This is a genomic window from Acinetobacter sp. FDAARGOS_515, assembly GCF_003938865.1.
In the GTDB taxonomy this organism is placed as follows: Bacteria; Pseudomonadota; Gammaproteobacteria; order Pseudomonadales; family Moraxellaceae; genus Acinetobacter; species Acinetobacter ursingii.
The window spans coordinates 2412018-2430515 of record NZ_RKIX01000003.1; the positions used below are offsets into that span (position 1 = coordinate 2412018).

Annotated in this window: 15 protein-coding genes and 1 pseudogene; 11 read left to right on the forward strand and 5 right to left on the reverse strand. The window is 41.1% G+C overall.

The genetic code is table 11. From position 1 onward, the window contains the following. Nucleotides 1–37: 37 nt before the first annotated feature. Nucleotides 38–937 carry an alpha/beta hydrolase gene (locus tag EGS47_RS13260; protein ID WP_228128608.1) on the reverse strand — a complete coding sequence of 300 codons (900 nt, stop codon included), beginning with the start codon at nucleotides 935–937 and terminating at the stop codon, nucleotides 38–40. Between the two features lie 223 nt (nucleotides 938–1160). Here EGS47_RS13260 and pheA point away from each other — a divergent pair, with 223 nt between their 5' ends. The 7 genes and pseudogenes from pheA (at nucleotide 1161) to EGS47_RS13295 (ending at nucleotide 8827) form a co-directional block, all read left to right on the forward strand. After that, nucleotides 1161–2270 (forward strand): prephenate dehydratase, encoded by a 1110-nt coding sequence (gene pheA, locus EGS47_RS13265; RefSeq protein WP_005004942.1) that lies wholly within the window; start codon nucleotides 1161–1163, stop codon nucleotides 2268–2270. Nucleotides 2271–2347: 77 nt separating this feature from the next. Further along, nucleotides 2348–4594 carry a bifunctional prephenate dehydrogenase/3-phosphoshikimate 1-carboxyvinyltransferase gene (locus EGS47_RS13270; protein WP_035272335.1) on the forward strand — a complete coding sequence of 749 codons (2247 nt, stop codon included), beginning with the start codon at nucleotides 2348–2350 and terminating at the stop codon, nucleotides 4592–4594. Between the two features lie 129 nt (nucleotides 4595–4723). Then, on the forward strand, nucleotides 4724–5104 hold the full coding sequence (locus EGS47_RS13275) for a hypothetical protein (RefSeq protein ID WP_005004935.1): 381 nt from the start codon (nucleotides 4724–4726) through the stop codon (nucleotides 5102–5104). A gap of 82 nt (nucleotides 5105–5186) precedes the next feature. Next, nucleotides 5187–6650, forward strand: a complete 1464-nt coding sequence (locus tag EGS47_RS13280; RefSeq protein ID WP_119686194.1) for an aminoacyl-histidine dipeptidase — start codon at nucleotides 5187–5189, stop codon at nucleotides 6648–6650. 184 nt (nucleotides 6651–6834) lie between these two features. Then, a complete protein-coding gene (gene yaaA, locus EGS47_RS13285) occupies nucleotides 6835–7611 on the forward strand; it encodes a peroxide stress protein YaaA (RefSeq protein ID WP_005004930.1) in 777 nt (258 codons plus the stop codon). Between the two features lie 43 nt (nucleotides 7612–7654). Then, nucleotides 7655–8278, forward strand: a complete 624-nt coding sequence (locus tag EGS47_RS13290) for a hypothetical protein (protein WP_005004927.1) — start codon at nucleotides 7655–7657, stop codon at nucleotides 8276–8278. Continuing rightward, a pseudogene (locus tag EGS47_RS13295) lies at nucleotides 8275–8827 on the forward strand (GNAT family N-acetyltransferase). The gene EGS47_RS13290 and the pseudogene EGS47_RS13295 overlap by 4 nt, the downstream one beginning before the upstream one ends. 41 nt (nucleotides 8828–8868) lie before the next feature. Here EGS47_RS13295 and EGS47_RS13300 read toward each other — a convergent pair. Continuing rightward, complete coding sequence (locus EGS47_RS13300) at nucleotides 8869–9213, reverse strand: hypothetical protein (RefSeq protein WP_005004922.1); 345 nt, start codon at nucleotides 9211–9213, stop codon at nucleotides 8869–8871. Between the two features lie 180 nt (nucleotides 9214–9393). Beyond that, nucleotides 9394–10953 carry an alkyl hydroperoxide reductase subunit F gene (gene ahpF / locus EGS47_RS13305; RefSeq protein WP_005004919.1) on the reverse strand — a complete coding sequence of 520 codons (1560 nt, stop codon included), beginning with the start codon at nucleotides 10951–10953 and terminating at the stop codon, nucleotides 9394–9396. Between the two features lie 225 nt (nucleotides 10954–11178). Between ahpF and EGS47_RS13310 the strand changes: the two genes are divergently transcribed. Together EGS47_RS13310 and EGS47_RS13315 are read left to right on the forward strand one after the other, a co-directional pair. Further along, nucleotides 11179–11394, forward strand: coding sequence for a DUF1653 domain-containing protein (locus tag EGS47_RS13310; RefSeq protein WP_004986886.1), 216 nt, complete (start codon nucleotides 11179–11181; stop codon nucleotides 11392–11394). A gap of 20 nt (nucleotides 11395–11414) precedes the next feature. After that, nucleotides 11415–12002: an O-methyltransferase gene (locus EGS47_RS13315; protein WP_125269728.1), complete on the forward strand. Its 588-nt coding sequence runs from the start codon at nucleotides 11415–11417 to the stop codon at nucleotides 12000–12002. A 101-nt stretch (nucleotides 12003–12103) separates the two neighbouring features. On the opposite strand, the gene EGS47_RS13320 is transcribed toward EGS47_RS13315, so the two are convergent. Together EGS47_RS13320 and ahpC are read right to left on the reverse strand one after the other, a co-directional pair. Further along, the gene (locus EGS47_RS13320) at nucleotides 12104–12310 is read right to left on the reverse strand and encodes a KTSC domain-containing protein (protein ID WP_004986883.1); all 207 of its coding nucleotides are present in this window, start codon (nucleotides 12308–12310) and stop codon (nucleotides 12104–12106) included. 183 nt (nucleotides 12311–12493) lie between these two features. Further along, entirely contained in the window at nucleotides 12494–13057 is a 564-nt protein-coding gene (gene ahpC, locus EGS47_RS13325) for an alkyl hydroperoxide reductase subunit C (RefSeq protein ID WP_004986882.1), read from the reverse strand. 434 nt (nucleotides 13058–13491) lie between these two features. On the opposite strand from ahpC, the gene hrpA reads away from it, so the two are divergent. Both hrpA and EGS47_RS13335 read left to right on the forward strand, forming a co-directional pair. Beyond that, the gene (hrpA, locus tag EGS47_RS13330; protein WP_119686891.1) at nucleotides 13492–17346 is read left to right on the forward strand and encodes an ATP-dependent RNA helicase HrpA; all 3855 of its coding nucleotides are present in this window, start codon (nucleotides 13492–13494) and stop codon (nucleotides 17344–17346) included. 30 nt (nucleotides 17347–17376) lie between these two features. Then, entirely contained in the window at nucleotides 17377–18486 is a 1110-nt protein-coding gene (locus tag EGS47_RS13335; RefSeq protein ID WP_119686890.1) for a beta-ketoacyl-ACP synthase III, read from the forward strand. The last annotated feature ends 12 nt before the right edge of the window (nucleotides 18487–18498 follow it).

Sequence of the window (18498 nt, forward strand, 5' to 3'; positions counted from 1 at the left end):
TGTAATTCTCTAATGAAAGTGATTGATTCATCAGGATTTAATTGTCGTTAAATAATTTTTCACAGTTTGCAGTGGTGTTACAAGCGGCAAATAAAATCGCTTTCGGCAAACTGGCATACATGTTGGTAATGTGTTGTTCAGCAGGATGATTAAAATGCCAATATTTAAGCTGATCTGATTTTAAGGTATTAAAATCTTCAAAAAAATTGCCGTTGTCAGGTTGATTTCCACGTGGTGGTCGGCCGCGTCCTTCCGCCGTACCAACAGTGGTCATGACCAAAATAGGTGATTTAAACTCGGTTTTATTATGTTTGAATTGCTGTAACTGCTTTGCTAAAACATTTTGATCAAACCATAAAGAGGGGCTTGCCGCAACATAACGGTTGAAACTTTGCGGATGTTTAAAAAACGTATCCAGTGTAAATAAGCCGCCAAATGAATGACCGAATAAGGTTTGTTGCTGGGTATTAATTTGAATACTGTGTTGAATACGTGGTTTTAATTCATTTTGAATAAATTTGAGGAAATTATCTGCACCACCATATTGATATCTTTCATCTTTTTGTGGCGTATCTTTTGGAAGCGGCGTGTAATCGAGTGCGCGTTGTTGGCCTGAAAATTGAGTTTCGCTTGGATAGCCAATCGTGACAATCACAACCGGATCAAGCCCCATTTTCTCCGAACCGCCGCCAATCGATTGCGCAATGCTGCTGGCACTGTTAAACACCGCATTACCATCGAGCAGATATAATACAGGGTAGCCTGTTTTCGGGGCAGGGCTATACGGAATATACACCTGAATAAAATAGGTGTTGGGCGTATATTTCGATGTCATCTCGAACTGTTGAATCGTTCCTTTACGCTGTAAATCCAGACGCGGGCCTTGCGTCTGTTTGGTTTGGGATGGGTTGAGAGTGTTGTCCTGTGCATAAGACACTGAGCTGAATCCGAAAACCGAGAGGGTGAGTAAGGTACAAACGAGAGGCTTGAGTATCATAGAACTTTAAATGAGATTGATTCTTAATAATGGTATTAAAGCATAAAAAAGAAAGATGTGAACTGAAAATCAGGATTTTATCGAGTTGACTGTTCTTGATGCTATAGCAAACATGACAAGTCTTGATATACTGTCGCAAACCATTTGCAGAGGCTGCATTCCAATGATCCATGATGATCAGAACTCGTCAACTTCTCTCGATTTACAACAAATTCGCAATGATATTGATTCTGTAGATCAACAGATTCAAGAACTCATTAATCGTCGTGCAAGTCTGGCTGAAGCGGTGGCTAAAGCAAAATTTGCAGCCGAAGAAAATCCGTTGTTTTATCGACCAGAACGCGAAGCACAAGTTCTGCGCAAAGTCATGGAGCGCAATAAAGGCCCATTGTCTGATACCACGATGGCACGTTTATTTCGTGAGATTATGTCGGCTTGTCTGGCATTGGAAGCGCCGCAAAGTATTGCATTTTTAGGCCCAGAAGGGACATTTACCCAATCTGCGGTACTCAAACATTTTGGTAAAGATGCGATTGTGCGTCCATTGCCGACGATTGATGAAGTGTTTCGTGAAGTAGAAGCAGGTAGCGCGCATTATGGCGTGGTTCCTGTTGAAAACTCGTCTGAAGGGATTGTCAATCACACACTGGATTGTTTTAAAACCTCACAGTTGAATGTGATTGGTGAAGTGGAACTGCGTATTCATCATCAGTTTTTAGTGTCTGAAAATACGCGCAAAGACAGCATCAAGCAGATTTATGCGCATCAGCAAACATTGGCGCAGTGCCGTCAATGGCTAGATGCACACTATCCAGGTGTTGAGCGTGTAGCATTAAACTCAAATGCAGAAGCGGCGCGTCGTATTCGTAACGAATGGCACTCAGCTGCGATTGCTTCTGACCTTGCCGCATCACTTTATAATCTTGAAATCTTGCATAGCAATATCGAAGACAACCCAGAAAATACCACACGTTTCTTAGTCATCGGTCGTGAAAAAATTCCACAAAGTGGCAATGATAAAACCTCGCTTTTGATTTCTGCGCATGATCGTGCAGGTGCTTTACTGGATATTTTAGCGCCGTTTGCAAAACATGGCATCAGTTTGACCAGTATTGAAACACGTCCAGCTTTGCCTGAAAAATGGGCTTATGTGTTCTTTATCGATTTAGAAGGACATATTGATCAGGAAAATGTCACAGCAGCGTTGAATGATATCCGACCAACTGTCAAAGAGTTACGTGTACTCGGTTCTTATCCAGCAGCTGTATTGTAGTTCTGTCTTGATTTTTTCATGATACAGAGATGACATTGTCCTTTTAAATATTGCTTACGGATTTAGATATACACATGATGCCAGAACCTTTGTTTCATAAAGTCGTATTTATTGGACTCGGCCTGATTGGTTCGAGTCTGGCACGAGTGATACAGACTGAACATTTAGCAAAAACAGTGGTTGCTTCGACCCGTTCGCAAAAAACACTGGATGATGCCAAAGCCTTAGGTTTAATTGATGTCGGTTATCAAAATCCAATCGAGGCCGTGCAAGACGCAGACTTGGTTATATTGGCTTTGCCTGTCCGTGCGACACAAAAGATTTTGCAGCAAATTAAACCCTATTTAACTGAAAATACGATTTTAACCGATGTAGGAAGCACCAAAGGCAATGTGGTCGCTGCTGCCCAAGCCGTGTATGGGCAAGATTTGCCCGTAGGTTTTGTGCCAGGCCATCCAATTGCCGGAAGCGAGCATACGGGTGTGCATGCAGGGAAAGTCGATTTATTTGCTAATCATAAAGTGATTTTAACGCCACTTCCAAGTAGCGCAGATTGGGCGGTTGAAAAATTAATTGAATTGTGGTCTGCGGCTAAAGCCGAAGTGATTTGCATGGATGTGGAAAAGCATGATGAAGTGCTGGCACATACCAGTCATTTACCACACTTAATGGCGTTTAATCTGGTTGAGCAACTGGCCAATCGCGAAGACAATCTGGACATTTTTCGTTATGCGGCGGGTGGTTTTCGGGATTTCTCACGGATTGCAGCCAGTGACCCTCAAATGTGGCATGACATCTTTTTTGCCAATAAAATTGCGATACTCAAGGCTGTTGATGGTTTTGAACAGCAACTTGCTCAATTACGACAACTGATTGAAAGTGAAGACTCACATGCACTGATGGGGCTGCTTGGACATGCTCAGGCTGCGCGTCAACATTTTAATCATATGTTAGCTCAGAAACCCTTCATGGAGAAAAATAAGGTGACACAGCAATTTAGTATTCTACCGGGAAAAAAATCATTTCAAGGTAAATTTACCGTTCCGGGTGACAAATCTGTGTCACATCGCTCCATCATGTTTGGTGCGATTGCGGAAGGTACCACCCATGTTACAGGATTTCTGGAAGGCGAAGATGCATTAGCCACTTTGCAGGCTTTTCGAGATATGGGTGTCAGCATTGAAGGGCCTAAAAATGGTGAAGTGACTATTCATGGTGTAGGGATGCAGGGCCTGAAAGCTCCTGCGGGTGCATTATATATGGGGAACTCGGGCACCAGTATGCGGTTACTTTCGGGCATGCTTTCTGCACAAAAGTTTGATTCGGTGATGACGGGTGATGCATCACTCTCTAAACGTCCGATGGAACGTATCGCGAAGCCACTTCGTTTAATGGGTGCTCAAATTCAGACGACGGGTGAAAAAGGAACACCACCTGTCAGCATTACGGGCAGCCAAGCATTAAAAGGCATTCACTACGATTTGCCGATGGCATCTGCACAAGTCAAATCAGGTATTTTATTGGCAGGTCTATGGGCTGAGGGAGAAACTTCAGTGACTGAACCTGAACCTACCCGTGACCATACCGAGCGTATGCTTCGTGCTTTTGGCTATGAAGTGAAAACTGAAGGAAACAAAATTTCACTCATTGGCGGTGGTAAATTAACGGGGACGGATATCCAAGTTCCTTCTGATATTTCTTCTGCGGCATTCTTTATGGTGGGTGCTGCGATTACGGAAGGTTCAGATGTTATCCTTGAAGCAGTCGGGATTAATCCTACCCGTACCGGTGTGATTGAGATTTTAAAACAGATGGGTGCTGACCTGACTGTGGAAAATGAACGTATCGCAGGCGGCGAACCCATTGCAGACATTCATATTAAGGGCACACGGACACTAAAAGGTATTCATATGCCTGAAGACCAAGTGCCACTTGCGATTGATGAATTTCCAGCCCTATTCATTGCGGCAGCTTGTGCAGAAGGTCAAACGATTTTAACAGGGGCGGCTGAGCTTCGTGTTAAAGAATCTGATCGTATTCAAGTGATGGCGGATGGTCTTAAGATTATGGGGATCGATTGCACGCCAACAGATGACGGCATCATCATTCAAGGCAAAGGAAAATCAGGTGATTGGTCTGCAATTTTCACAGGTGGTGAAATTGAGTCACATCATGATCATCGTATTGCCATGAGTTTTAGTATGGCTGGTTTACGCACTTCTGAAGAAATTAAAATTGTGGGTACTGAAACGGTCGCAACAAGTTTTCCTACTTTTACCGAGTTGGCAAATCGTGCGGGTTTAACCATTCAGGTCAGCCAATAATTTAGCAGCTAGATTGCGCTATACTGGTTAACATAATAGTGACACAGCGGTCGAGTTTCGGCTTGGCTGCTGTTTGTTTATTGCTTTATGCTAAATGGCAGTGATAACTATAAATGCAGGGTGCGCAACATGAGAAAACTACAGTTTATTGCGAATTGTCCTCATCACTATGAAGGTCATGAGCTGAATGAATGCCGTATTACGCAGGAATATGTGGCTGCACTTTTATTTAAACAACTAGGTGAGTATGGCTTTGATGCCCAGCATATTACCCATGAACATCAAAAAGTTGAAGTGAATATTGAAAATCATCAGCTTCCTTTATCTGTAACCTGTACTCAAAAAAATGATGATGGGCAATTGATGTGTGAAATCACGGCCTATCCCAAAGAAGAACAAGACTGGTTTGAAAAAATAGAAACTCAGAGTGTGATCCGCCAGTTGGCACAGGCTGTTGAAAATAGTTTGAAATCAGATCAGACCTTTACTGCATTTGAGTGGAAAAACTAACACAACAATTATCAGTATCTCTGGAAGTTGTTGCGGTGTATATTTTTAAATATCTAAAGCCGTTGTCCAGAGTTCAATTTACATGTCTCAAGTCGATTTTTCCCAACTTGCTCCAAATTTGGTCTGGAAACATTTTCAGACCTTATGTACAATTCCGCGTCCCTCAAAAAAAGAACAAAAACTACGTGATCATCTGCAAGCTTGGGCTGAACAATTAGGCTTGGAAACCTATGTGGATCAAGTCGGTAATCTGATGATTCGTAAAGCTGCGAGCCAAGGCAAAGAACACGTGACAGGTGTGGTTTTACAGGGTCATCTGGATATGGTGACGCAGGCCAATTCGGGCACGATTCATAATTTTGAGCAAGACCCGATACGACCTATATTGGAAGATGGTTGGTTGGTTGCCAAAGATACGACATTGGGGGCTGATAATGGCATTGGTGTAGCTCTGGCGTTAGCGGTACTGGAATCCGATGATATTTCTCATGGCCTAATTGAGGTTTTACTCACTGTAGATGAAGAAGCGGGCATGAGTGGCGCGAGATTACTTGAGAGTGGTGTTCTTAAAAGTAAGTGGCTATTTAATATCGATACCGAAGAATGGGGCGAGCTTTACTTGGGTTGTGCGGGTAGTCAGGATGTTGAGGTTCATCAAAAGCTAAGCTATATCGCGGCTCCTCGATCTGGATTAAAAACGGTTGAAATCTCAGTTACTGGATTGAAAGGTGGACATTCTGGCGTAGATATTCATTTAGGGCGTGGTAATGCCAATGTCATCCTGTCAAAATTTTTGCATCAGTATTTATTTGAGTTGGAGGCTTATCTGGTTGAATTTAGCGGCGGTAGTGCGCGTAATGCAATTCCGCGTGAAGCCACAGCTTTGATTCTGATTGATGAAAGCCGAATAGAGACGCTACAAAAATATGTCAAAAACTATGAGAATCAATGTCTACAAAAATTAAGAGGGATTGATGATCGCTTAAAAATTAATGTTGAACTTAAAGAGCAAACAGTCACACAAGCGATTCATCCTCAACAACAAACCTCGTGGTTAAGTGCCTTGGCGACTTGTCCTTATGGGGTGGCAAAAATGAGTGATGTTTTAGACAATGTGGTTGAAACTTCGAACAATATTGGCGTGGTTCAACTCAATCAACAACAAGCCAAAGCTTTGATTATGGTTCGTTCAATGGTTAATCGTGAAGCTGAACGTTTTGCTCAGGAGATTGCAGCACATTTTAATAAAGCTGGTATTGCATCCGAGTTTACACCGCTGGTTTCAGGTTGGACACCTAACCCAGATTCTGCGGCATTAAAATGTCTACAACAGGCTTATCAGACGGCTTTTAATATTGAACCGCATTTAAAAGTGATACATGCTGGTTTGGAGTGCGGCATTATTGCTGAGCATTATCCTGATTTGCAGATGGTCTCATTTGGGCCTGATATTCAAGGTGCGCATGCACCGGGAGAGCGGGTGAAAGTGGATACGGTCGAAAAATGCTGGAAGTTATTGGTAACCGCATTGGAAAGCGTGAAATAAAAAGAGTGAATACGGCTCAAAATCAATGTCATTACTTTGATCCAGAGCCGATACCTTCATCAAGTGTTTTATTTCAATCGATATTTATATAAACGATGATTGTCAACAAAATCCTAAATTCGCTTTGACACTGAAAGTGTTATAGTCTTACTTATTATTTATTTACAGGTTTATTGAGGTTTTTATGCTTTCAGTCATTTCTCCCGCCAAGACTTTAGACTATGAAACCACATTACCAACAGATAAACATACTTTACCAAGACTACTGGATCAGTCTGAACAATTGATTGAAGTTTGTCGTGAGCTATCAGCATCACAAATTGCCAGTCTAATGAGTGTCAGTGAGAAAATTGCAAATCTGAATGCAGATCGTTTTCGTGATTGGACCGCTGATTTGTCGCTTGCGAATGCACGACAAGCCATTTATGCCTTTAAAGGTGATGTTTATACGGGCTTGGATGCATACAGTTTAAAACAGGCAGATATCGAATTTGCTCAGACCCATTTACGCATGTTATCGGGTTTGTATGGACTACTGCGTCCATTGGACTTGATGATGCCATATCGTCTGGAAATGGGAACCAAATTACACAATCCGCGCGGACATAATTTGTATGAGTTCTGGGATGATCAAATTACCCAGTTGATCATTAAAGATTTGGAACACACCAAAACTGATATCCTAGTGAATATTGCTTCAGATGAATACTATAAATCGGTCAATGAAAAACTGATTGATGCACAGATTATTAAACCTGTTTTTCTAGATCAGAAAAATGGCAAATATAAAGTGATTAGTTTTTATGCTAAAAAAGCCAGAGGTTTAATGGCACGCTTTATCATTGAAAATAAACTGGAAAAAGTACAGGACTTAAAAGCATTTAATTGTGATGGTTATTATTTTGATGCTGATAATTCCACTGAATCTGAACTGGTATTTAAGCGTGATGAACAGGCTTAATAATGGTGAAACTTGATTAAGAGTACAGCAGGAGTGATGATCGATGTGGAACGAAATACTTCATCGTTCATGGCTTCGGTTAGAGCAAAATTATCATTTTAATGATAGTCAAAATGTTCTAAACGTGTTGAAGCAGGCTTATGCTGAATCTCAGCGCGCCTATCATACTTTGCAACATATAAGTGAATGTCTTTCCCATTTTGAACAGGTGCAGGATTTACTTGAGGATGCCTGCGCAGTTGAACTGGCTCTGTGGTTTCATGATGCAGTTTATAATCCTAAAGCTTCAGATAATGAAGAATGTAGCGCGAAATTATTTCAAGATTTATTAAAAGATGATTTATCTGCCGCGCTCTTAGCTAAAATTTCGCAATGGATTATTGCGACCAAACAACATCTCCCCAGTTCCGATCAGGATTTAAACCTATTATTGGATATTGATTTGGCAATTCTAGGGGCTACATCTAAACGGTTTATGGAATATCAACAACAGATTCAATGTGAATATCATTGGGTTGATTCAGAAATTTATCAACATAAACGTAAGCAGGTGTTAACGCATTTTTTTCTGCAACAACCGTTATATCAAACAACTTTTTTTCAAGATCATTTTGAATTACAAGCCAAACAAAATCTTACACTGGCACTTCCTGAAAATCTAAAATGAATACTGGTGTATCAAGAACCATTGAAACTCCAAGATTAATTTTACGTCCATGGAGGCTTGAAACTGATCGAGAGCCTTTCTTTATCCTTAATTCTGATCCACAAGTGATGAAATACTTTCCCAGTCCTTTGACTCGTGCTGAAAGTGATGCCTTAGCGCTGAAAATATTTGAATTGATTGAACAACAGGGGGGGGGGATTTTGGGCGATCGAATTAAAAGAGACGCATCATTTTATTGGACTTTGTGGTTTGCATTCGCAACCAGATTTATTTGATTTTTCGCCATGTGTTGAAATTGGTTGGCGGTTGGATAAAAATTATTGGGGGAAGGGGTATGCTTTTGAAGCAGCGCAGGCAGCATTGAACTTTGCTTTTACTCATTTGAAGTTAGATGCTGTAGTTGCATTTACTGCAATACAGAACAAGCCTTCAGAAAAACTGATGCAACGCTTAGGAATGTCTTTTCAATCGACATTTAATCATCCTAAGCTTCCAGAAGAAAGTCCTTTACAATTGCATGTTTTATATAAAATAAATTCCCCATCATAAAAAATCCCGCTTTTAATGAGCGGGATTTTTTTGTTCATAAATTAATTGTGAGTGCTTTCTTTCACATTTTTCGCTGTATTTTCAACAGAAGCAGCGGCATCGTGAGCAGCATCACGAGTTGCTGCTTCTGCTTTATCCGCAGCATGTTCAGTTGTTGCCGCTGCATGATCGGCCGCAGCATCTATTTTTGCAACTGCATTGTCTGTAGCCGCATCAATTTTTGCAGCAGCGTCAGAAGTTGCATGCTCAACATCATGGCTCGCTTGAGTGGCTGCATTTTCAAGATGTTCGCCTGTCGTTGCCCCTGTTTCTGGTGCTTTATCTTTATTACAGCCAACGAGGGCAACGGTCGCAGCAAGACCAAGAATCATCATAAATTTATTCATTTTAACTTTCCTTTTAATATGGCATCCAAAATGACTGGATGAATAAATTGTACGCATAAGAAGCAATCCATGACGATTATAATTTGTAATTAAAATGTTAAAAAATGCAATAAAAAAAAAGGCTTATCCTTCGAGGGTGGATAAGCCTATAAAATCAAGTCTGATTTTTACAACACTTGTTTAACTATTCCGAATAATATAATCAAACGCTGACAGAGAAGCTTTCGCCCCTTCACCCGTGGCAATAATGATCTGCTTATACGGCACAGTGGTACAGTCACCAGCAGCAAATACACCTGCTACATTGGTTTCGTTACGCTCGTTGATAATAATCTCACCGCGTGGACTTAACTCGACTGATCCTTTCAAGAAATCTGTGTTTGGCAATAAACCAATCTGTACAAAAATTCCTGACAGTTCAATGCTGTGTTCTGTCTCTGTAGCACGGTCTTTATATTTCAAAGCGGTCACCTGAGCACCATCACCGACGACTTCAGTTGAAAGTGCATGGGTGATGACGGTCGCATTCGGCAAACTGTTTAGTTTGTCCTGTAACACTTGGTCGGCACGAAGTTTGGTATCAAATTCAACCAAAGTCACATGCTCCACAATACCTGCCAAATCAATTGCCGCTTCAACACCCGAGTTACCACCACCAATCACCGCAACTTTTTTGCCTTTAAACAATGGACCATCACAGTGTGGACAATACGCTACACCACGAGTCGCATATTCCTGTTCACCCGGAACGCCCATTTTTCTCCAGCGCGCACCTGTCGATAAAATCACGGTTTTTGATTCAACTTTGGCACCATTTTCCAATTCAACTTCCACCAGACCTGAAGCAGTTTGATCTGCACCGACAATTTTACTGACACGTTGCAGATTCATAATGTCCACATCGTACTCACGTACATGTTTTTCCATATCCGCAGCAAACTGTGGACCTACAGTTTTTTGTACAGAAGTAAAGTTTTCAATGTCCATGGTATCCATGACCTGACCACCAAAACGCTCTGCGATCATGCCTGTACGAATGCCTTTACGGGCTGCATAAATCGCCGCAGTACCACCCGCAGGACCCGCACCCACCACTAATACATCAAAAGCCTGTTTGGCATTAATTGCCGCTGCATCTTTTTCAGCAGCACCACTGTCCAGTTTTGCCACAATTTCTTCTAAGGTCATACGACCTTGGCCAATATGATTGCCATCTTGGAATACCATCGGAACAGCCATGATTTTGCGTTGTTCCACTTCATCCTGGAAGAAGGCACCATCAATCATGGTCGCAGTGGTATTTGGGTTATAAATCGCAATTAGATTCAGTGCCTGAACCACATCTGGACAGTTGTGACAGCTTAAAGACACAAATACATCAAAGTCTGCTTTAAGATTCAAACCTTTAATCTGGTTGAGCACCTCATCAGAGACTTTCGGTGCATAACCTGAAGTTTGTAACAAAGCTAAGATCAATGAAGTAAACTCATGACCCATCGGTAAGCCCGCAAAGAATACCCGTGGTTGTTCACCGACTTTGGCAATACCAAAACTTGGACGGCGTGTATTTTGACCATCAAAGCGAGCCGTGACTTGATCAGAGAGTTCCGCAATTTCAGTGACTAATTCTTTGATCTTGGCAGCTTTGTCTGAATCATCCAGAGCAGCGACCAATTCGATAGGACTTTCTAAACGTTCTAAATAGGCTTTTAACTGAGTTTTGATATTTTGATCTAACATTGTAAAGCTCCAAAGGAGAAAATTTTTAACTTGTTGAGAATATTACGATAAAACTTTAAATAGGTGAAACAGTATGTTTTTATAGTTTTAATCGGTTTACTGAATAATGAGATTGTAATAAAAATCACGCTTTATTGATTCATACTTAGTGAAAATCACTTTGTTATATAAATGACATCTTGAGATGAGATAAGATGATCAACCTTATACTTAAGGAATATCAGCATGAAACTACAGGCAGGAATCTATCAACATTATAAAGGTAATCTTTATCAGGTTTTTCATGTGGCTAGACATAGTGAAACAGAAGAAGAGTTGGTCGTTTATCAATGTTTATATGGTGATTATTCTATTTGGGTCAGGCCTTTGACCATGTTTATTGAAACGGTTGATGTGGATGGTCAGCCAGTACCGCGTTTTAATTTTCTTCATCAAGTTTAAAAAGCTCTAAAGGTGAGTGTATGCTAAATCGTGAATTTTTATTGCGTCTATCCGAATTATACGATGAGTTTCAACAACACGATGCCAAGCAGTCTGATCGTCTTCAACGTTTTCGGAATATCGAGCCGGATTCCGCGCAATTTCTTTCGATGCTAATTCGCACACAACAATCCAAATCTATTTTAGAAATAGGCACATCGACAGGTTATTCAACTTTATGGTTAGCTAAAGCAGCACAGGCAACTGGGGCAAACATTGTTACACTCGAAATAGAAGAAAAACGCAGCCAACAGGCAAAAAACTACGCGCAGGAACTCAAACTGGACACAGTTATTGAGTTTTGGGTGGGAGATGCCGCTCAATATTTACAACAAGCCCAAACCACCTTTGATTTTATTTTATTGGATGCAGAGCGAAGTTATTATCCAAATTACTGGAATGATCTTAAGCGTTTAATGCGTAAAAACGGTGGAGTCTTGATGGTGGATAATGTGATTTCCCACGCGGCTGAGGTCAAAGCTTTTTTAAATATGATTAAACAGGATGGAGATTTTTTAACCAGTACCATTTCATTTGGCGCAGGTTTGTTTATGGTGGTGGCAAAATAAATGATCAAATGGGCTTGTATGGCAAGGTGACTCAGCTTAAATAAACACGATCGTGCCTTGCCTAAAGATAAAGAATGTGTCGTATAAAAAATTGTTATGATTTAAAAAATCGACAGTCGACTAAAATGTAAATCAAATTCTAAATATTTCTGCACAAAAGCGGTTTTATCTTGTGAGCGCAGTAAATTGTCATAAATAAATTCTGGTACGGGGTGATACAGTTCACCTTTGCCATTGTTATAAAAAATTTTTAGATAACGTGAAGCCGCATTGTATTTCCAGGAAGTGACGGCAACCAATTTTTCCATAGAATTCTCCCCTAAAGGTGAGCAGCATACGATAAAAGATCGTGCTACTCATTTGAACATTAATGTAATTGATGCTGCACCTATAGATGAGAATTGTAAAAGTTTAATTCATGATAAATTAATCACTTAAAATGAAAGAGCCACCCAAAAGGGTGGCTCCAGATCTATTTAAAATCTAAAGAATTAGATTTTACCAACTAGATCAATTGAAGGTGCTAGAGTTGCGTCGCCTTCTTTCCATTTTGCAGGGCAAACTTCACCTGGGTGAGAGTGAACGTATTGCGCTGCTTTTACTTTGCGAAGAAGTTCTTGCGCATCACGACCAATACCACCTGCATTGATTTCAACGATTTGGATTTTACCTTCTGGATCGATTACGAAAGTACCACGGTCAGCAAGACCAGCAGACTCAATCAGAACTTCAAAGTTTTTAGCAAGTGCCCAAGTTGGGTCACCAACCATAACGTATTGGATTTTTTTGATTTCTTCAGAAGAATCGTGCCAAGCTTTATGCGTGAAATGAGTGTCAGTAGAAACTGAGTAGATTTCTACGCCTAATTTTTGGAATTCAGCATAGTTGTCTGCAAGGTCACCAAGTTCAGTTGGGCAAACAAATGTGAAATCAGCTGGATAGAAGAAAACAACAGACCATTTGCCTTTAAAGTTTGCTTCAGAAACTTCAACGAATTGACCGTTGTGATATGCAGTTGCTGTGAATGGTTTAACTTCTGTATTAATTAAGCTCATCATTTTCTCCATGATTGAGGTTTATATTTAAACTCTAAAATTCTGATTTAGCATAAAGAATTTTATTTTATTGAGGAAATGGTATTTTTTCATGATTAGAATCGGAAAAACTAATAATCCTGTAAAATGACCATCACCACATTATGGTTTCCATCATTTCAGCGCAAAATTATGATCTGAAAATGACAATCGCCTATAAATTTGATTTGCATTAGAACATGCAGGCGATTGAGAAAAAATTCAAGGTGAAAATGTAAAAAAACAATGAATTTGTGAGAAATGAACCAGTTCTTTCATCATTGTTGCAACCCTCTTTATTTTTCTCCCATAGGAGGAAATAAAAGGGACTGATGAAAGAAGTCTAATGGCTTTCGTTATCAGGTTATACCGCGTAAAATAGATCGCTTGTTATCAATATTTAGGAAATTTTATCTGTGCAGCGTGATTTAGATGTAAATCAATGGGTGATGGTGCGTGATCGACATCGTTTAAATCGACTAGGCAAAGGTAAAGAAAAAAATTTAGAGCAATATCAACAATTATTCGAAAAATCAAATGCTCAGGTGAAAGCGCGAATTGCTCGTTTTCCCAAAATAAAACTCAATCAGGATTTGCCTGTCACGCAATATGCGGATCGTTTGATTGACGCCATCCAACAGCATCAAGTGATCATTGTGGCAGGTGAAACAGGTTCGGGTAAAACCACCCAGTTGCCACAGATTGCGATGTTGGCAGGGCGTGGTGCTACAGGCATGATTGGCCATACTCAGCCTAGACGTTTGGCTGCGCGGAGTGTCTCACAACGGATTGCAGAAGAAGTCGGGGAAAAACTGGGTGAATCGATTGGTTTTAAAGTTCGGTTTAATGAACAGGGTTCCAACGATTCCATCGTTCGCTTAATGACCGATGGTATTTTGCTTGCAGAGCTGGGACATGATCGCTACTTAAATAAATACGATACGATTATTATCGATGAAGCACATGAACGCTCGCTGAATATCGATTTTATCATGGGCTATCTCAAGCAAATTTTAAAAAAACGTCCAGATCTAAAAGTGATCGTGACCTCGGCAACTTTGGATGTAAATCGCTTTAGTCGTTATTTTAATGATGCCCCAATTTTTGAAGTCGAAGGGCGTAGCTTTCCAGTCGAAGTGCGTTATCGCCCCATTTCTGAACTCAGTATTGGAGGTAGTGATGACGATGAGTTTGATGATTTTGAAGAAAATCTGCCACGTGCGGTAGTACAAGCGGTCGAAGAATGCTTTGCTGATGCCGAAGAAAAAGGACATCCTGAACACGCCGATATTTTAATCTTTTCCAGTACCGAACAGGAAATTCGAGAGTTACAGGAAACCTTGCAAAAACACGGCCCACGTCATACTGAAATTTTACCGTTGTATGCACGTTTAGGTCTGGGTGAGCAACAGAAGATTTTTAGTCCAAGCGGTAAAGGTCGGCGCATTATTATTGCCACCAACGTGGCTGAAACTGCGTTGACGGTACCGAATATTCGCTATGTGATTGACAGTGGCTTTGCGCGTATCTCCCGTTATAGCTACCGTTCACGGGTGCAACGCTTACCGATTGAAGCAATTTCCCAAGCGGCGGCCAATCAGCGTAAAGGACGTTGTGGTCGTATTGCCCCAGGGGTTTGTATTCGTCTATATAGCGAAGAAGATTTTCTCAGTCGTCCTGAATTTACCGAACCTGAAATTAAACGAACGAATTTGGCTTCGGTAATTTTGCAGATGCAAAGTCTGGGCTTAGGAACCGTTGAGGAATTTGATTTCATTGAACCGCCTGATCATCGTTTAGTCAATGATGGTCGTAAACTTCTGGTTGAACTTGGTGCGATGAACGAGCGCAAACATGAGTTAACCAAAGTTGGACAAATGATGTCACGCATGCCGATCGATCCGCGTTTAGCGAGGATGATTGTCGGTGGTTCTCATTTCGGTGTACTCAATGAAATTTTGGTCGTGGTCAGTGCGCTAGCGGTACAAGATCCGCGTGAACGTCCCGCAGACAAACAAATGCAGGCGGATCAAAAGCATGCTTTGTTCCGTGAAGCAGATTCAGACTTTCTGTTTTATTTAAAACTTTGGGATACCCTGCAAAATAATCCTGACATGGCAACGGAAAATAAACGCCGTCAATTTGCCCGTCAGCATTTTTTAAGCTGGTTACGTTTACGTGAATGGAAACAAACCCATGCGCAATTGGTCGATTTAGCGCAAAGTATCAAACTGTCTTTTAACGATAAAAAAGCCAGTTATGAAAATCTGCATCGTGCATTACTCACGGGTTTATTGTCTTTTGTGGCCAATAAAACTGATGAACGTAATATTTATATGGCAGTGCGTCAGCAAAAAGCCAAAGTCTTTCCTGCCAGTACTTTGCACAAATCCAATACGCCGTGGGTAATGGCCTTTGAAATGGTGGAAACGTCTCAGGTGTATTTGCGTACACTGGCCAAGATTGATCCCGAATGGATTTTGCTCGCGGCGCGTGATTTGTTGAAATATCATTATTTTGAGCCACACTGGTCGAAAAAAGCGGGAATTGTGCAGGCCTATGCCCAGATTTCTTTGTTCGGTTTAATTATTGAACCGAAACGTTTAATTAATTTTGAAAAAGTCGATCATCCAGCAGCGCGTGAAATTTTTCTCAGAGATGCATTGACGACTGGTCATCTGGGCATCATGCCGCCATTTTTAAAACATAATTTACTCAAACTTGAAGAAGTCGAACGGGTTGAGGACAAATTACGCCGACGTGATCTGGTGGTCGATGAAGAAACGATTTATCAGTTTTATGCAGAACGTGTGCCTACTGATATTGCCAGTCGAAGCAGTTTTGAAGATTGGCGCGCGACGATTGAACCTAAACAGCCGCGTTATTTATTTGTTGAAGATGATGCGCTTTGGCAAAGTGATCGACCTACCACGCAACAATTTCCTGATTATTTACACAATGGTGATTTACGTTTAGCGACTACTTATCGTTTTGATCCAAGTCATGATCAGGATGGTGCAACGGTCAAAATTCCTGTGCAGGCTTTAGCCCAAGTTGATGAAGCTTTATGGTCGTGGGGCATTCCGGGGTGGCGGCTGGATTTGATCGAGGCCTTACTCAAAGCCTTACCCAAAGACAAACGTCGACATTTAGTCCCGATTCCAGATACCGCTAAAAAACTGATGCAAAGTGTCGATGCAACCCATTTGCGCGAGCATATTTTTAAGTTTCTGGCGTTTGCGCTACGTGGTGAACAGATCACCGAAAAAGATTTTTCTTTTGAACGTATTGACCAATATCTGGTGCCTTTTATCTTAGTCGTTGATGAAAAAGGTCGAGTGATTGAAAAAGGTCGTGATTTAGCTGAATTAAAAGCACGTTGCCGTACTGAAACCCATCGACCAGTCAAACAAATGCAAGGCGAGTTTAAAACTTTCCCAGAAAGCTTTGTGTTTGAAGCGTCACAGAAAGTTACAGGCGTGGTGGTCAAGCAATATCAGGCTTTAGTTCCAGTCAAAAAGTTTGCTGAATTGCAACAAAAAGATGAATCTGGCGTGGTGATCCAAACCTTTAATGATCAGGTTGAAGCGATCAGACAGCATCGAGAAGGGATTATTGGTTTAGTACATATGCAACTGGGTGATCTGGTCAGACAGTTGAAAAAGCAAATCTCTAAACCATTGGCTTTGGCTTATTCTCCTTTGAGTGACAAAGCCAAACTTGAACAGATGCTGGTCTATGCGACATTGCAACTGAGTATCGATCAACTGCCTGTCAATCAGGCTGAGTTTCAGCAATTATTACAGGACGTTAAGCAGACGTTTTTAACGCATGGGCAACAGGCGCTTCAAGTCATTTCGGATATTTTTATTCAGTGGCAAAGCATACGCCGTCAACTCATGATGCTAGATACCGAGATTTTCGGACGCAGTATCGATGATATTGAAGATCAACTGGATTTGATGCAACTCAGTGATTTTGTTTATACCCGTAGCTCAGAGGTTTGGCTTGAATATCCACGTTATTTAAAAGCATTGTTGATGCGTCTGGAGCGTTTGCCGAATAATTTGCAACGTGATGAAGCTGCAATTAAAGACGTTGATCCATGGATGGATAAACTATTTAAGTTTAAAAACAATCCTCAAATTAAAGAGCTATACTTTATGGTAGAGGAATTTCGAATTTCCTTATTTTCTCAACCGATGAAAACCAAGATGCCTGTTTCTCCCACTCGGCTACAAAAACTATGGGAAAAACAAGGAATCGGTTAGAATACTTACATTCTTAACAAGGAGTTTTACATGGGCATCCGTATTACTGGAACTGGTCTATTTCATCCGACCGAAACAATCAGCAACGAAGAACTGGTTGAAACGCTTAATGCTTATGTGGAACGTTACAATACAGAAAATGCAGATAAAATAGCCGCAGGCGAGTTGCCTGAGCGTCGTGGTTCAAGTGCTGATTTTATTGAAAAAGCATCTGGTGTTAAAAGTCGTTATGTGGTTGAAAAATCAGGGGTACTTGATCCAGCACGATTGCGTCCACACTTGCGTGAACGTAGCGATGACGAGCTTTCATTACAAGCAGAGTGGGGCGTGATTGCAGCCAAACAAGCCATGCAAAATGCAGGCGTAGGGCCTGAAGATATCGACGTAGTGATTTTGGCTTGTTCAAATATCCAGCGTGCGTATCCTGCCGTTGCCATTGAGATTCAGTCAGCATTAGGCATTCAAGGTTATGCTTATGATATGAATGTTGCGTGTTCAGCCGCAACTTTTGGTCTAAAACAAGCCGCTGATGCGATTAAATCAGGTGCGCGCCGCGTATTATTGGTCAATGTTGAGATTACATCAGGACATACTGATTATCGTTCACGTGACTGTCATTTTATTTTTGGTGATGTTGCCACCGCTACTATTATTGAAGACACCGAAACCAAAGAAGGTTTTGAAATTCTAGATATTCATTTGTTTACTCAGTTCTCCAATAATATCCGTAATAACTTTGGCTTCTTAAACAGCAGTGAAGAAACCAGTCGTGACGACAAACAGTTCCGTCAGGATGGCCGTAAAGTATTTAAAGATGTTTGTCCTTTGGTTGCCAAAATCATTACAGGTCAACTGGAAAAAATGCAGATCCCCGCGGATGATGTTAAACGTTTCTGGTTGCATCAAGCCAATGCCAATATGAACCAACTGGTTGCAAAATTAGTTTTGGGTAAAGAAGCCGAAGCTGATCGTACACCGATTATTTTGGATGAATTTGCCAATACTTCATCGGCTGGGGTGATCATTGCCTTGCATCGTACGGGTAATCAGGTCGATGCGGGTGAATATGGTGTGATTTGTTCATTTGGTGCAGGTTACTCAGTCGGTTCGCTCATTGTACAAAAGCGCAAAGCAGGCTAAGTTCTGATTTTA

Excerpts from the sequence above, each read along its gene's own strand:
- pheA (WP_005004942.1), top strand. The coding sequence starts at position 1,161 with ATGATCCATGATGATCAGAACTCGTCAACTTCTCTCGATTTACAACAA.
- EGS47_RS13270 (WP_035272335.1), top strand. The coding sequence starts at position 2,348 with ATGCCAGAACCTTTGTTTCATAAAGTCGTATTTATTGGACTCGGCCTG.
- EGS47_RS13275 (WP_005004935.1), top strand. The coding sequence starts at position 4,724 with ATGAGAAAACTACAGTTTATTGCGAATTGTCCTCATCACTATGAAGGT.
- EGS47_RS13280 (WP_119686194.1), top strand. The coding sequence starts at position 5,187 with ATGTCTCAAGTCGATTTTTCCCAACTTGCTCCAAATTTGGTCTGGAAA.
- yaaA (WP_005004930.1), top strand. The coding sequence starts at position 6,835 with ATGCTTTCAGTCATTTCTCCCGCCAAGACTTTAGACTATGAAACCACA.
- EGS47_RS13290 (WP_005004927.1), top strand. The coding sequence starts at position 7,655 with ATGTGGAACGAAATACTTCATCGTTCATGGCTTCGGTTAGAGCAAAAT.
- EGS47_RS13300 (WP_005004922.1), bottom strand. The coding sequence starts at position 9,213 with ATGAATAAATTTATGATGATTCTTGGTCTTGCTGCGACCGTTGCCCTC.
- ahpF (WP_005004919.1), bottom strand. The coding sequence starts at position 10,953 with ATGTTAGATCAAAATATCAAAACTCAGTTAAAAGCCTATTTAGAACGT.
- EGS47_RS13310 (WP_004986886.1), top strand. The coding sequence starts at position 11,179 with ATGAAACTACAGGCAGGAATCTATCAACATTATAAAGGTAATCTTTAT.
- EGS47_RS13315 (WP_125269728.1), top strand. The coding sequence starts at position 11,415 with ATGCTAAATCGTGAATTTTTATTGCGTCTATCCGAATTATACGATGAG.
- EGS47_RS13320 (WP_004986883.1), bottom strand. The coding sequence starts at position 12,310 with ATGGAAAAATTGGTTGCCGTCACTTCCTGGAAATACAATGCGGCTTCA.
- ahpC (WP_004986882.1), bottom strand. The coding sequence starts at position 13,057 with ATGAGCTTAATTAATACAGAAGTTAAACCATTCACAGCAACTGCATAT.
- EGS47_RS13335 (WP_119686890.1), top strand. The coding sequence starts at position 17,377 with ATGGGCATCCGTATTACTGGAACTGGTCTATTTCATCCGACCGAAACA.